Source organism: Streptomyces sp. NPDC005151 (genome assembly GCF_053599875.1).
This window is the reverse complement of record NZ_JBSFYR010000008.1, coordinates 136,482-150,682: the sequence shown is the minus strand read 5'-3', so window position 1 is coordinate 150,682 and position 14,201 is coordinate 136,482. Positions and strand designations below refer to the sequence as shown.

Here is a 14,201-nt window from a genome sequence, read left to right as displayed (position 1 = left end):
CTCGTCTTTCCTTGACGTAGGGGACTTCTGCCGCCCGACTATACACACCGACCGATACCGATCAGTGACCTGCCTGCGACCTGGCTGGTTCCCGGCACGGTCACCAGCACGACGCAAGGGGCAAGTCCCCCATATCGCACCACTCACGTATCGCACCACTCACGACTTGGGTCGACACCTCTTACGCGCCCCCCGTGCGCCGGGGCGCCGACCCGACGCACCACCTTCCCGCGGCGCCACCCCCCGGCGCCGCCTCTCGGCACCGGCGCCGCCCTGACGCGCCGGTGCCATCGACAAGGGCCCCGCGGACCGGTTCACACCGGACCGCGGGGCCCTTGGTCATGGAGCGGCGGCGAATTTCCGCAGGTCACGGGGGACGACGGAGTGCCATATGGCACATGTCACATAAAGATTCTGTGAACACCGGGACAACCATTGCGGCGGGTGGCTGGTCATGCATGCAGAACAACGGCCCCATCCGTGACCCCACCGCGGAAGGCCCGTCCACACCTGCGTACCGCGGCCACAGCGGTACACCGGACTTCTCCGCCATGGCGGTGGCCGCCGCCACCGCAGTCATAGCACCCGCGGCCATCCTGGCCGCCCCGGTCGCGTTCGCCGACGACACCGTCACAACCGTCGTGCGGCGCCGCAGGAACGGGTGACGCCGCCGCGTAACGGGCGACGTCACCGGTAGGCGTGAGGGGCTGCACTCGGAGGGGGGTGCAGCCCCTTTCCGCTGTCCGGATCCGGCCCGGTCCGAAAGAGAGGCCCTACTGCTTCTTCTTCGGCGGGACCGTCGGCAGACCCAGGAACGGCAGCTTCAGCGCGCCGAACGCCTCCTTCGGCACCGCCGGTGCCTTCGGCTCGACCGCGGCCAGCCGCTCGTACGCCTCGCCCTGCGCCGGGCGCGGGTCCGCCTCGCCCTTGTTGGGCCAGAACGACATGGCCCGTTCCGCCTGCGCGGTGATGGTCAGCGACGGGTTGACGCCGAGGTTCGCGGAGACCGCCGAGCCGTCCACGACCGAGATGCCCGGGTGCCCGTACAGCCGGTGGTACGGGTCGATGACCCCGTCCTCCGCGCTCGCACCGATCGGACAACCGCCGAGGAAGTGCGCGGTGAGCGGGGTGCCCATCAGTTCGCCGACGTTCGACCCGGCGAAGCCGTTGATCTCGTCGGCGAGCAACGAGGCGCTGCGCGTCGCCTCCTCGATCTGGGTGGGGTTGGGCGCCCCGTGCCCCTGCCGGGCGGTGAGCAGGCCCTTTCCGATACCGCTGGGCTTGCGGTAGGTCGTCAGGGAGTTGTCCAGCGACTGCATGACGAGACCGATGATGGTCCGCTCCGACCAGCGACGGCTGGAGAGCGACCGGATGGCGAGGGTCGGGTGCTTGGCCATGTTGCCGAGCCAGCCCAGCACCCGGCGGCTGCCGTACGGGACCTGGAGGATCGACAGGGAGCCCATGGCGTTGGAACCCTTGCCGTAGCGGACCGGCTCGATGTGGGTGTTCTCGTCGGGGTGGATCGAGGACGTGATGGCGACGCCCTGGGTGAAGTCGGCCTTCGCGGTGCCGTGCTTCCTGCGGTAGCGGCGGTCGCTGGTCTGGGAGCCGACGAGCGCCTCGGAGTTGGTACGGGTCAGCTCGCCGAGCCTGGCGGAGAGCCGGGGCAGCAGCCCTTTGTCCTTCATGGTGTGGAGCAGGGTCTGGGTGCCGTACGTGCCCGCCGCGACAACCACCTCGCGGGCGCGCAGCAGCGTCGGCCTGCCCTTCTTCCGGCGGTCCGTCGGGACGGTCGTGACGTGGTACCCGCCCTCCGGGCCGTCCGTGATCGCGACGACGGAGGTCATCGGGTGGATGACGGCTCCGGCCTTCTCGGCGAGGTGGAGGTAGTTCTCGTTCAGGGTGTTCTTCGCGCCGTGGCGGCAGCCCGTCATGCATTCGCCGCACTCGGTGCAGGCCTTGCGGGCGGGGCCCGCGCCGCCGAAGTACGGGTCGGCGACCGTTCCGCCGGGCTTCGCCTTCGCCGTGCCGTCGGCGTCGCTGCCGTCGCCGAAAAAGACACCGACCGGGGCGAGATGGAAGGTGTCGCCGACGCCCATGGCCTGCGCGGCCGCCTTCAGATGGACGTCGGACGGGGTCATCGTGGGGTTGAGCCGCACCCCGAGCATCCGCTTGGCCTGGTCGTAGTACGGCGTCAGCTCGTCCTGCCAGTCGGTGATGGAAGCCCACTGGCGGTCCTCGAAGAACGGGGCCGGCGGGACGTACAGCGTGTTGGCGTAGTTGAGGGAGCCACCGCCGACGCCCGCCCCGGCGAGCACCATCACCTTGCCGAGCAGATGCACGCGCTGGATGCCGAAGAGCCCGAGGGCGGGGGCCCACAGGTAGTTCTTGATGTCCCAGGAGTTCTTGGGGAGGGTGCCGGGGGTGAAGCGGCGGCCAGCCTCCAGGACCCCGACCCGGTACCCCTTCTCGCTCAGCCGCAGGGCGGACACCGCGCCGCCGAAGCCCGAGCCGACGACGAGGACGTCGTAGTCGTACGCCCCGTCGTCGTCGGTCTCACCCGCCGGTCCGGCCTGATTCTGGGCAGGGCTGTCCTGGGACATGGCTCTCCTCGGTGCGAAAAGGACAGAACGTGCTGCGGTGTTACGGGGTCAGCGCAGGCGGAACGCCTTCATCGCCTTCAGGCTGCGGCTCATGAACGCCGCGTACTTCTCGTCGTCCATCCCGAAGGACGGGGCGAGCGGGATCAGCCTCTGCTGGGCGACGGTCTGGGCCTCGGTGTACTTGAGGATGCCTTCGGAGCCGTGCCGCCGGCCGAGACCGGAATCCTTCATGCCGCCCATCGGGGACTGCACGCTGCCGTACGCGGGGGCGTACCCCTCGTTGATGTTGACCGTACCGGTCCGCAGCCGGGCGGCGACCTGGTGACCGCGCCTGGAGTCCTTGGTCCAGACGCTGGAGTTCAGGCCGTACGGGGTGGCGTTGGCGAGGGCGATGACCTCGTCCTCGTCGGAGAAGCGGTAGATGGAGACGACCGGGCCGAAGGTCTCCTGGGTGCAGACGGCCATCGGTGCCTCGACGCCGTCGAGGATGGTCGGCTCGTAGAACAGCGGGCCGATGTCGGGGCGGGCAACGCCGCCCGCGACGAGTGTGGCGCCCTTCTCGACGGCCTCCGCGACATGCTGCGTGACGGTCTCCAGCTGGCGTTCACCGACGAGCGAACCCATGTCGGCGCCGTACGCGAGGGAGCTGCCGAGCCGCATGGCCTTGGTACGGGCGGCGAACCGCTCCACGAAGTCGTCGGCGACCGACTCGTGGACGTACAGCCGCTCGATGGAGATGCAGAGCTGTCCGGCGGAGGAGAAGCCGGCGCGGACGGCGCCTGCGGCGGCCTTCTCCACGTCGGCGTCCTTCAGGACCAGCATGGCGTTCTTGCCGCCGAGTTCCAGCGAGACGCCGACGAGCCGGGCCGCCGCACCCTGGGCGACCTCGCGGCCGGTACGGGTGGAGCCGGTGAACGAGACGTAGTCGGCGTGCTTGACGACCTCGGGACCGACGACCGGTCCGTCACCGAGGACGACCTGGAACACCTCGGCGGGCAGCCCGGCCTCGATCAGCAGGTCACGGGCCCAGAGCGCGGTGAGCGCGGTCTCCGTGTCGGGCTTCATCACGAGGGCGTTGCCGGAGACGAACGCGGGCAGCGCGTCGCCGACGGACAGCTCGAACGGGTAGTTCCACGGCGAGATATGGCCGACGACGCCGCGCGGCTGGCGCAGCTCGGTGACCTTGGTCAAGATCGGTACGACACCGGTGTGCCGCTTCGGCTTCAGATACGAGGACGCCCTGCGCCCGTAGTGCCGGGCGACGACGGCGACCGCCTGCACCTCCTCGTGGGCGTGCAGGCGGGCCTTGCCAGTCTCCAGCTGGATGAGGTCGAGGACCTCGGCCTGGCGCTGGAGTACGAGGTCGTGGAAGCGGAGCAGGACGGCGGCCCTGGCCCGGACGGGGGTGGCGGCCCAGGCGGGCTGGGCGGCGCGGGCCCGCGCGAAGGCTTCGGCGACGTCCTCGGGGGTGGACTCCGGCAGGTCGGCGAGCTTCTCCCCGGTGAAGGGGGTGTGGTTCGCGGTACGGCCGGAGCCGACGACGCCACGGGTCAACTGGGCGACCACCTCGGGCGTCACCACATCGGCGGCTGTGCGCGCGCCCGCGGGGGCGGCGGCCACAGGGTTCGAACCAGGGTGGGCAGCAGAGGCCTGCGAGTCCGTCATGGGGCGAGAGTATGTCCAGCCGCACACTTTGGGTACCCGCCGGTAACAGGTTTTCACAGTCCCCACAAATCGAGCCAGCGATCACTGGCGGCATATTTGCTGATCAGGGGCTATCTACCGAGCCGGACGGGCCGGCCGGCCGTTCGCGAAACAACTGCGCGGCAGCGGAACGCAGTCCTCAGCGGGCCGCGGTGAAGGAGTCCAGTGCCGCGTCGAACTGCTCCTGCGCCACGTCGAGCCGGCCGACCGGCGCCGACACCCAGACGTCGTACATCAGACCGTCCTCCTCCCAGCACAGGTCGTACGTGTGCCGGGCGCCCTCCGCCTTCGAGAAGCCGTTCCAGGTGAACTCCCGGAGGGCGCCGGAATGCCCCTGATGCCGCACGTGCAGGCACCGTCAGCCGGCGTCACCCGGGGCGCGCCAGCCCCGCAGCATCGTGTCGAACTGGTCCCGCGTCGTGTCCCAGTCCCCCGCTGGACCCGACATGTACAGCGCGTACTCCGGGCCGCCGTCCTCGCCGAAGTACATCTGGTCGATCGCGTGGCGCGGGCCCGGGTGGTCCTTGGACTCGGTCCAGGTGAACTCCCAGAGGGAGCCGGGCCGGTCGCGGTAGGTTTTGGACTGCAGAGTCTTGCGCACGTACGCGGGCAGCCGCGCGGTGAGCTTCGTCTCCAGGTCCAGCATGTGCAGGTAGGAGTTCTCGAAGTCGGGTTCCCGGTCGATGCTGATGCGGATGTAGTGCTCGCCGTTGTCCGGGGTGTAGTCGACGTTCAGGCCGTCCGCCCGGCGCTTCCAGCCGTCGGGGACGATCAGGCCGAACCCGTCGGGGTCGTCCACCCGCTGCCAGCCGTCGGGTACCGCCTTGGCGGAGGGGCTGGGCTTCGGAGCCTGCGACGAGGGCTGCTGCGGCGCCCGGCTCACCTGGCCCGCGCCGCCCGCGCGGCCCGTCCCGGGGCTCTCGCCGTACTTCATCGCGGCCAGCCCGGCACCACCGCCGACCAGTGCGGCGAGGGCGATGACCAGGACGGTCGTACGCCAACGGCCGCGGCTGCGGCGGGTCACCGGGGTGGTGTCGGTGGTCTGCGGGCCGGGGCGGAGCGCTTCCGTTCCGGTGGTGCCGCCCGACTGCCCCTGGCCGTCCGGGTCCGTCGCCCGCAGGGCTTCCTCGGGCACCCGCTGCGTCGGTACATACGCCTGCGCCGCCCGGGGCTCCCGCCCCTCCATCGCGTCCAGCAGCATCCGTTCCGTCTCGGCCGCCGAGGGCCGGTCCGCCGGGTCCTTGCGGAGCAGGGCGGTGATCACCGGGCCGAGCGCGCCGGCGCGGGCGGACGGCGGCGGTTCCTCGGTGACGACCGCCTGCATGGTGGAGATCGGCGACGTGCGGCGGAACGGCGAGCGTCCCTCGACCGCGGAGTAGAGCGTGGCGCCGAGCGACCAGAGGTCGGAGGCGGGACCGGGATCGCCGCCGCGTACCCGCTCGGGCGCCAGATAGTCGATGGACCCGACGAGTTCACCGGTCCTGGTGATGGTCGAGTCGCCCTCTATCGCGGCGATACCGAAGTCGGTGAGCAGCACCGAGCCATCACGGGCGAGGAGTACGTTGCCGGGCTTCACGTCCCGGTGCAGCACGCCGGCGCTGTGCGCGGCGCGCAGCGCGCTCAGGACATGGAGGCCGATCCTGGCCGCCTCGCGCGGCGCGATCTCGCCACTCTCCTTGGCGGCGTCGGCGAGTGACGGTCCGTCGACGTACTGCATGACGATCCAGGGCCTGTCGTCGTACTCGACCACGTCGTGGACGGTGACCACGCCGGGATGGGTGATGCGGGCCGCGGCGCGGGCCTCCTTCTGGGTCCGGGCATGGAGCACGACCCGGTCGGCCTCGGCGACGTACAGCCCGGCGGTCAACTCCTTGACGGCGACCGTGCGATGCAGCACTTCGTCATGGGCGCGCCACACCTTGCCCATGCCGCCGCGCCCCAGGACTTCACCGAGCCGGTATCTTCCGGCCAGCACCAGCCCCGTGTCCGTTCCTTGTGATCGTTCCACGATTCCCCGCCCCGTTTCCTTCGGATGCCAGGTTACGGAGGGGGAGTACGGCCACGGAACCTCGCACCGCCCACGAAACCGCACTGTGATGCTTGTCGCGCGGGCGCTCTTCCTCTGCCGGTGCCTCAGGAGTTCACGCGGTAGGAGGCGATGGCCTGTTCATAGACGGCGGTCACCTTGTCCCGCTCGTTCTCCGGGCCGATCACCTGGATGACGTGGTAGCGGCCGTCGACGATCATCGCGAGGTTGCGGACGTACACCTCGCGCCCGGTCTCGTCCTGCCAGGTGAACTGGCCTTCCGCCATGGCCTGTCGGCCGACGTCGATACGGCGCAGCCCGGTCGCCGATGACCAGCTGGAGTCCCGGAAGGGCTGCAACTCCCGTTCCTTGTCGCTCTGGTAGACGAGCGGGTCGCCGCCGTTCGCCTTCACGGTGTCGCGGCCCGGCACGACCAGCAGGCTGAACCCGTCGCTGCCGTACCTGACCTGCCGGTCGGCGCCGCCGGCGCTGCGCTGCCAGCCCTTGAGTACGCCGACCTCGAAGCCCTCGGCGTCCTTGCGCAGGGTGTAACCAGGTGCGAGAGCGACAGTCGAGCGGCTGGTCTGCGGCTGCTCCGCACCGGGCGACCGGGACGATGACGGCGGCTCGGACTGTGCCGGCGGCTTCCCGTCGGAGGAGTCGGGGGAGCCGGTGTCCGAGGCCGCCGCGGTCGAGCCCTTGGAGCCGGAGGGGGAGCCCTGCCCGGCACCGCTGTCCGCCTTGGGCAGGAACATCACGGCGTAGGCGATGGCGGTGGCCAGGCCCAGCAGGATCAGCACGAGCAGCAGCCGTCCGAGCCGCCGCGGCGCACGTCCTTCGCCCTGCCGGGGGCGGGGCGGAGTGCGCAGCGCCTTGGGGCCCTTGGGCTCGCGGGGCGGCCGTGGCTTCTCGTACCGCTCGGGTCGCTCCCTCGTCTGGCGGTGGCGGCCGTGCGCGGAGGCGCCGCCCATGCGGCCGCGGCGCTTGCGGACCAGCTCGCCCCGGCGGCGTACGACGGGCAGCCGGGTGCCGTCGACGGACGGCAGCGGCACGACGTCGAGACCGGCCTCGGGCTCGGGCGCCGACCGCACGAGGGAGCGCAGCCAGCCGCGCAGCTCCTCGAAGTCCGGGCGTTCGGTGGGGTCCTGGCGCAGCAGCGACTCGACGACCGGACGCAGCGGACCGCACTCCTCGGCGAAGGCGGGAGGCTCGCCGCAGACCATCTGGACGAGCTCGGCCGCGCTCTCCTCGGGGTAGGGGGCGTGGCCCTGAACGGCGCGGTAGAGCAGGGCGCCGAGCGCCCAGAGGTCGGTGGCGGGGCCGATCGGCGGTGCCAGCTGCCAGTTCTCGTGCACCGGTCCGGCCTGCTCGGGTGCCCAGCGCTCGGTGACGGCGCCGACGACGGCGATCCGTGCCTGCCGGGCGCGCTCGGCGGCGAGGGTGGTGGCGGGGCCGCGGTAGGCGGGGGCTCCCTGGCCACCGGCGACGATGTCGTCCCAGCGGCCGGAGGTGGGCTGCTGTCGGTGCTCCTGCTGCTGAGGTGCAGAGGTGCCGTGGCGACGGGCGTCGGCACGCAGGGCGTCCTCGTTGGAGCCGCCCGCGGGAACAGGGCGTCCGAAGTCGGCGCCGTCGCCCCATGAGCCGATCAGGTGCATCCGCCGGTCGGGCGGCCCCTGGCCACCGTGGCCCCCGTCGCCGCCGTCACGGCCGTACGGGGCGTCGTACTCGTCGTCGTCCTCGTCGCCCTCGTCGTCGTACGGGTCCGTCGCGGTGGGGCCCCACCCACCCGTGAGCTGCGGGCGGCCGATGTCGGGGGGGCCGGGACGCTGAACGGGGAGGCTGCCGGTCCGGTCCGCTTCCTCCGGCTCGCCGGTCCGGGCACGTCGCTGGTCCTCGCTGACGCGTGCGGCGGCGCGGGCGCCCGCGCGGTAGGCGGCGATGGCTCCGGCGCGCGCGGCCCGCAGCTGCGCGGAGCCGTCCGCGCCGGGGGCAGCCGCGTCGGGATGCTGCGGCGACCGTACGGCCTCCGGCTCACCGGCCGGACCGCGCGAGGAGGGCAGCTCGACGGGTCCGGGCGGCCCGGCTCGTTCGGCGGGCTCCGCGGGCGGTACGTACGGACCGGTCGGGCCCGACTCGAGCGCGGGCCGCCCGTACCCGTTCTCGTCCTCGGGCTGCGGCGTCGGCACATACCCGCACAACGCCTCCTCCGCCGCCCCGGCCGCCAGGCCGGTCAGCATGACGCGTCCGTCGTCGCAGATCAGCACCGTACGGATGGTGATGTTCCGGTGGGTCCAGCCGTGCGCATGCAGCACGCGCAGGGCCGTCAGCACATCGGAGCCGATCTCGGCGGCCCGGTACGGATTCAGCGGCCGCTCGGCGAGCAGCGCGGCCAGCGGACGGGCCGCGACCAGTTCGCTCACGATCCAGAGCGATCCGTCCTCGGCAAACACGTCGAAGACCTGGTCGAGCCTCGGGTGATCGGGCACCTGGGCCGCGGCCTGCGCGGCCTCGATCGCGCGCCGGACCGCGGGGTCCGTGGACCGCCGCACCGTACGCCCGCCGGCCCGACGCACCGCCGGCGGCGGCCCGTCCCCGTCGAGCACCTCGGCGTCCACGACCTCCGGCAACGGCACCTGCCGCACCAGGACTTCCTGTCCGCTGTACGTGTCAAATGCCCGGGTCTCGACCAGTTCGTACTCATCGGAAGGCGGCAGCGGCAGGCGGTAGCGGTCGGCAAGCACCCGACCCGCATAGTCGTCCACGACGCCTCCCCAGAGCGCGCTGTTCCCCCGGTCACGGAGACCGCATCAACCGTCAATTGCGGTCACATACTGTGCAATTCGCCTACGGTTATGGCTGCGTACGGTCCTCCGCCTCTCACAATACGTGGCAAGTGCCGGCCGCGCGGCAGGGTCGACGCAACCCGCCGCTCAGTCCTTGGGCCGGAACGTGGCGAACGCCGTCTCACGCACGGTCCGGCACGCCTCGCCGTTCCACTCGCTCGCCTTGCAGCTGATCATGATCGAGTAGCCGTGCGTGGCATCGACCTTGAAGCCCCGGTTGAGCACGTGGCTCCGCTGCCCGTTCTCATCGCGCTCGAACTGCCAGTCGGCGACGGTCGGATAGCCGTTGTACTCGACGGTCTTGATCCCGAGGTGCCGGTAACCGCTGCTGGTGGCCGCGATGTAGCCCTTGGCCGCGTTCCAGGCCGCGGCGGCATCGTCCTTGGGAGAGCTGTTGTAGTCGACCTGGACGCGGGGGTAGCCGCCGTTCACGGCGTAGATCTGGCCGGAGCTGGCGCCCGCGATCTTGTAGGGCGTGAAGTTCTTGGGCATCGCCATCATGAAGTGGAACCGCTTGTCGGTGACCATCTTGTAGCCGTCGGGCAGCGCGCCCGCCTTGCCCGAGTCCGATCCCTTGCCCGAGTCGTCGTCCTTGCCCTTGCCCTTGCCCTTGTCCTTGTCCTCGCCCTGATCGGCGCTCTGCCCCTGGTCCTGGCCCTGGTCCTTGTCCTTGTCCTTGTCCTTGCCGGAGCCGGCGCTCGTGGAAGCCCCCGCCGAGGCCGACGTGCCGCCCTTGCCGGAACCGCTGCTCCGGTTGTCCGTGGCGCCCCCGCCGAGCGAGAGCGCCAGGACGGTGCCGAGCACGACGAGCGCGACGACGGCCGCGATGATCGCCAGGGTGCGACGGGGCACCACGTCCGTGAGGGACGCGCGGACCGGCGTGTTCGACGGGCCGCCCGGACGCTGCGGCGGTACACCCCCGGAGGCGGAGGCCGCCGAAACCTTGGGCCGGGCCGGAGCCTTGGAAACGGCTGAGGGCGCGGCGGAGACAGGAGCAGCGGCAGCCGCACCCGCTCCGGGCGCCGCCTTCGCGTTCCGCGCGGAACGCAGCGCACCGCGCAGCCGGTCCCGCGCGCCCTCCGCCGCCTCACCGGACTTCGACGCCCCCTTGGTCCGGGGAGCGACGACACTTCCGGGCAGCGCCATGACCTGGGTGGAGTCGGCCGGCGGGGGCACCACGGGGGCCGGCTTGTCGGCGGCGTGGATCACCTCGTTGAGCAGGGCCCGCGCACCCGCGTCGTCGAGCCGCTGCTCCGGGTCCCTGGCGAGCAGGCCGTAGATGACCTCCTCCAGCGGGCCCGCGTTCTTCGGCGGGTCGAGCGGCTCGGTCATCACCGCGGTCAGGGTGGCGATCGCCGAACCCTTGTCGTACGGCGGGGAGCCCTCGACGCTCGCGTACAGCAGTCCGCCGAGCGACCACAGGTCCGCGGGCGGTCCCGGCTTGTGTCCGCGGGCGCGCTCCGGCGAGATGTACGACGGTGCGCCGACGAGCATGCCCGTCGAGGTGACGGACGGGTCGCCCTCGACCTGGGCGATGCCGAAGTCGGTCAGTACGACCCGGCCGTCCTCGGCGATCAGCACGTTGGACGGCTTCACATCGCGGTGCAGAATGCCCTCGCGGTGCGCCGAACGCAGCACGTCGAGGATGGCAAGACCGACCTCGGCCGCGCGCTTCGGCGTCAGCACACCGTCCTCGCGCACCGCCTCGGCGAGCGACTTGCCCTCGATGAGTTCCATCACGATCCACGGCCTGTCGTCCTCGTCGACCACGTCGTAGACCGTCACCGCACCGTTGTTGCGGATCCTGGCGATCGCCTTCGCCTCGCGCAGTGTGCGCGTGATGAGCCGACGCTTCTCGTCCTCGTCGATGGCCGACGGGAACCGCAGCTCCTTGACCGCGACCGTGCGGCCCAGCGTCTCGTCGACAGCACGCCAGACCGTGCCCATACCGCCCCGGCCGAGCACCTCCCCGAGCCGGTACCTACCCGCAAGGAGACGTCCATCCGTGTCCCGTTGGGGCTCCCGTGCCTGCTCCGCCTCCGACATGCGTCCCCTCTGCGATCAACCCGCCCTGGCAGAGCGTTCATTGTCCCTCACCCCGGGACCGGTCATGGTGCCGGGTCCTGGGTCCGTCATGATGTGGCCGGAGGAAGGGACTCCCTGCCATGCCGACACTCAGGGCGCTGCGCGCCACCCTGGTGGTGCTCACGCTGTTCGGCCTCGGAACAGCGAGCCTGCCCAGCGAACCACACCTCACGCCCGCAGCCGCGTACCTCCCCCGGCTCGTCGCCGAGGGCGGTGCCCCGGCCGCGGCACTTCTCACCCGGGACACCTCCTCCGTCCGCCGCGCCACCTACCGTTCCGCGGGTCCCGGCATCCGCTCGGCGGACCGGTTCCGGGCAGGCAGCATCACCAAGACGTTCGTCGCGACGGTCGTCCTCCAACTCGCCCGGGAGCACAGGCTGCAGCTGTCCGATACCGTCGACAGCCATCTGCCCGGGCTGGTACGCGGCCACGGCAACGACGGCCGCCGCATCACCCTGCGCGCCCTGCTCACCCACACCAGCGGCCTCTACGACTACACCGCGGCCCCGGGCGCGCACCTCGTCTCCGCCATCGACGCGATCCATACGGCCGTGGCCCACCGCCCCACGAACACCACCGGCAGTTACTCCTACTCCAACACCAACTACGTCCTGCTCGGCCTGGTTGTTCAACGCGTCACCGGACACAGCTGCGCCGCCGAGATCAGACACCGCATCATCAAACACCTCCGTCTCACCGGCACGTCGCTCCCTGGCGCCCGCACCGGCCTGCCCGCCCCGCACGGGCGCGGCTACTCCCGCGACCCGGCCGACGGCACCCTCCGCGATGTCACCGTCCTCGATCCGCGCACCGCGGGCGCCGCCGGAGAGCTGATCTCCACGCTCGCCGATCTGAACCGCTTCTACGCAGCCCTGCTGGGCGGCCGCCTGCTGCCGCCCGCCCAGCTGAGCACCCTGCTGAACACCGCGACGGCGCACGGGATCTACGGCATGGGCATCTATCCGCAGAAACTCTCGTGCGGGACAACCGTCTGGGGTCACAACGGCCACATCGCGGGCAGCTACGTCCGTACCGCAGCCACCCGAGACGGCCGACACACCCTGACGTTCCGCATCAACACGGACACCCTGACCGAAGCGACCCTCGAACCGGCGCTCCTCGAAGCCGAGTTCTGCCCCGCGGGGCAGAATCGTCACCGCATCTCCTGAAGGGCCGCCGATCGGCTCGGACCGACGATCGGACCGTCAGATCGGACCGTCAGATCGGCACGATGTCCGGCGCCCCGAGCCGTGCCGCGTCCGCCGTCAGGTCGTCCGGCTGACGCTGCGACTCCCGCTCCGCCTGCACCCGCTTCTCGTAGTGCTCCACCTCCCGCTCGATCTGCCCCTTGTCCCAGCCCAGCACCGGAGCCATCAGCTCCGCGCATATCCGCGCGGAGCGAGTGCCCCGGTCGAAGGTCTCGATGGAGATCCGGGTCCGCCTCGTCAGGACGTCGTCGAGGTGACGGGCCCCCTCGTGCGAAGCGGCGTAGACGATCTCGGCCTTCAGATAGTCGTCCGCCGCCGGCAGCGGCTCGCCCAGCGAAGGATCGGCGGCGATCAGCTCCAGGATCTCCTCGGTCATCGACCCGAACCGGTTCAGCAGATGCTCCACCCGGGCGACATGCAGCCCCGTGCGGGCCGCGATCCTCGCCCGTGCGTTCCACAGCGCCCGGTAACCCTCCGCGCCCAGCAGCGGGATGTCCTCCGTGACACAGTCGGCCACCCGCTGGTCGAGGCCGTGCACCGCCTCGTCCACGGCGTCCTTCGCCATCACCCGGTACGTCGTGTACTTGCCGCCCGCGACGACGACGAGCCCCGGGGCCGGGTGCGCCACCGTGTGCTCGCGCGAGAGCTTGCTGGTCGCGTCCGACTCGCCGGCCAGCAGCGGCCGCAGCCCGGCATAGACACCCTCGACGTCATCCCTGGTCAGCGGGGTGGCCAGGACCGAGTTGACGTGTTCGAGGAGGTAGTCGATATCGGCGCTGGACGCGGCCGGGTGCGCCTTGTCCAGGTCCCAGTCGGTGTCCGTCGTCCCGATGATCCAGTGGCGGCCCCACGGGATCACGAACAGCACGGACTTCTCGGTCCGCAGGATGAGTCCGGTCGAGGAGTGGATGCGGTCCTTCGGGACGACCAGGTGGATGCCCTTGGACGCCCGGACGTGGAACTGTCCGCGCTCACCGATCAGCGACTGGGTGTCGTCCGTCCACACCCCGGTCGCGTTGACCACCTGCTTGGCCCTGACCTCGTACTCCCCGCCCGCCTCGACGTCCTCCACCCGCGCGCCGACGACCCGTTCGCCCTCGCGCAGGAAGCCGATCACCCGGGCCCGGTTCGCCACCTGCGCGCCGTATCCGGCGGCCGTGCGCACCAGCGCCGCCACGTAGCGGGCGTCGTCCATCTGGGCGTCGTAGTACTGCAACGCCCCGACCAGCGCGTCCTTCCTCAGCGCGGGCGCGACCTGCAGAGCCCGGCGGCGGGAGAGGTGCCGGTGCACGGGCAGCCCTCGGCCGTGCCCCGACGACACCGACATCGCGTCGTACAGCGCGACGCCCGAACCGGCGTAGAACCGCTCCCAGCCCTTGTGCTGCAACGGATAGAGGAACGGCACCGGCTTCACCAGATGCGGGGCCAGCCGCTCCAGCAGCAGCCCGCGCTCCTTCAGCGCCTCCCGCACGAGCGCGAAGTCGAGCATCTCCAGATAGCGCAGCCCCCCATGGATCAGCTTGCTCGATCTGCTCGACGTGCCGGACGCCCAGTCGCGCGCCTCGACCAGTCCGGTCGAGAGCCCTCGTGTCGCCGCATCCAGCGCCGTGCCGGCGCCGACCACGCCCGCCCCCACGACCAGCACGTCCAGTTCGCGCTCGGCCATCGCGGCGAGCGCCTCGGCGCGCTCCGCGGGTCCCAGTGTCGCTGTCCTCACTGCTGCCTCCCGGTA

At 71.4% G+C, this 14,201-nt stretch carries 9 protein-coding genes; 2 read left to right on the top strand and 7 right to left on the bottom strand.

Annotated elements, in window-relative coordinates; genetic code table 11:
• The first annotated feature begins 416 nt into the window (after positions 1–416).
• Positions 417–665 (top strand): hypothetical protein, encoded by a 249-nt coding sequence (locus ACWD6R_RS07420; protein WP_451817816.1) that lies wholly within the window; start codon positions 417–419, stop codon positions 663–665.
• Positions 666–773: 108 nt separating this feature from the next.
• Here the strand turns inward: ACWD6R_RS07420 and ACWD6R_RS07415 are convergent, their stop codons facing one another.
• The 6 genes from ACWD6R_RS07415 to ACWD6R_RS07390 all read right to left on the bottom strand — a co-directional run bounded on the left by ACWD6R_RS07415 (position 774) and on the right by ACWD6R_RS07390 (position 11,222).
• Positions 774–2,603 carry a GMC oxidoreductase gene (locus ACWD6R_RS07415; RefSeq protein WP_451817815.1) on the bottom strand — a complete coding sequence of 610 codons (1,830 nt, stop codon included), beginning with the start codon at positions 2,601–2,603 and terminating at the stop codon, positions 774–776.
• 48 nt (positions 2,604–2,651) lie between these two features.
• Complete coding sequence (locus ACWD6R_RS07410; protein WP_451817814.1) at positions 2,652–4,268, bottom strand: succinic semialdehyde dehydrogenase; 1,617 nt, start codon at positions 4,266–4,268, stop codon at positions 2,652–2,654.
• A gap of 178 nt (positions 4,269–4,446) precedes the next feature.
• Entirely contained in the window at positions 4,447–4,653 is a 207-nt protein-coding gene (locus ACWD6R_RS07405) for a hypothetical protein (protein ID WP_451817813.1), read from the bottom strand.
• A gap of 12 nt (positions 4,654–4,665) precedes the next feature.
• A complete protein-coding gene (locus tag ACWD6R_RS07400) occupies positions 4,666–6,315 on the bottom strand; it encodes a protein kinase domain-containing protein (RefSeq protein ID WP_451817812.1) in 1,650 nt (549 codons plus the stop codon).
• 125 nt (positions 6,316–6,440) lie between these two features.
• Positions 6,441–9,095, bottom strand: coding sequence for a protein kinase (locus ACWD6R_RS07395; RefSeq protein WP_451817811.1), 2,655 nt, complete (start codon positions 9,093–9,095; stop codon positions 6,441–6,443).
• Between the two features lie 168 nt (positions 9,096–9,263).
• Complete coding sequence (locus ACWD6R_RS07390; RefSeq protein ID WP_451817810.1) at positions 9,264–11,222, bottom strand: serine/threonine-protein kinase; 1,959 nt, start codon at positions 11,220–11,222, stop codon at positions 9,264–9,266.
• A 119-nt stretch (positions 11,223–11,341) separates the two neighbouring features.
• Between ACWD6R_RS07390 and ACWD6R_RS07385 the strand changes: the two genes are divergently transcribed.
• On the top strand, positions 11,342–12,430 hold the full coding sequence (locus ACWD6R_RS07385) for a serine hydrolase domain-containing protein (RefSeq protein WP_451817809.1): 1,089 nt from the start codon (positions 11,342–11,344) through the stop codon (positions 12,428–12,430).
• Between the two features lie 49 nt (positions 12,431–12,479).
• Here the strand turns inward: ACWD6R_RS07385 and ACWD6R_RS07380 are convergent, their stop codons facing one another.
• Positions 12,480–14,186 carry a glycerol-3-phosphate dehydrogenase/oxidase gene (locus tag ACWD6R_RS07380; RefSeq protein WP_345515036.1) on the bottom strand — a complete coding sequence of 569 codons (1,707 nt, stop codon included), beginning with the start codon at positions 14,184–14,186 and terminating at the stop codon, positions 12,480–12,482.
• Positions 14,187–14,201 lie beyond the last annotated feature (15 nt).

What these genes read in the sequence shown, in the direction of transcription:
- ACWD6R_RS07390 (WP_451817810.1), bottom strand. Translation starts at nt 11,222, where the DNA reads ATGTCGGAGGCGGAGCAGGCACGGGAGCCCCAACGGGACACGGATGGA.
- ACWD6R_RS07415 (WP_451817815.1), bottom strand. Translation starts at nt 2,603, where the DNA reads ATGTCCCAGGACAGCCCTGCCCAGAATCAGGCCGGACCGGCGGGTGAG.
- ACWD6R_RS07385 (WP_451817809.1), top strand. Translation starts at nt 11,342, where the DNA reads ATGCCGACACTCAGGGCGCTGCGCGCCACCCTGGTGGTGCTCACGCTG.
- ACWD6R_RS07410 (WP_451817814.1), bottom strand. Translation starts at nt 4,268, where the DNA reads ATGACGGACTCGCAGGCCTCTGCTGCCCACCCTGGTTCGAACCCTGTG.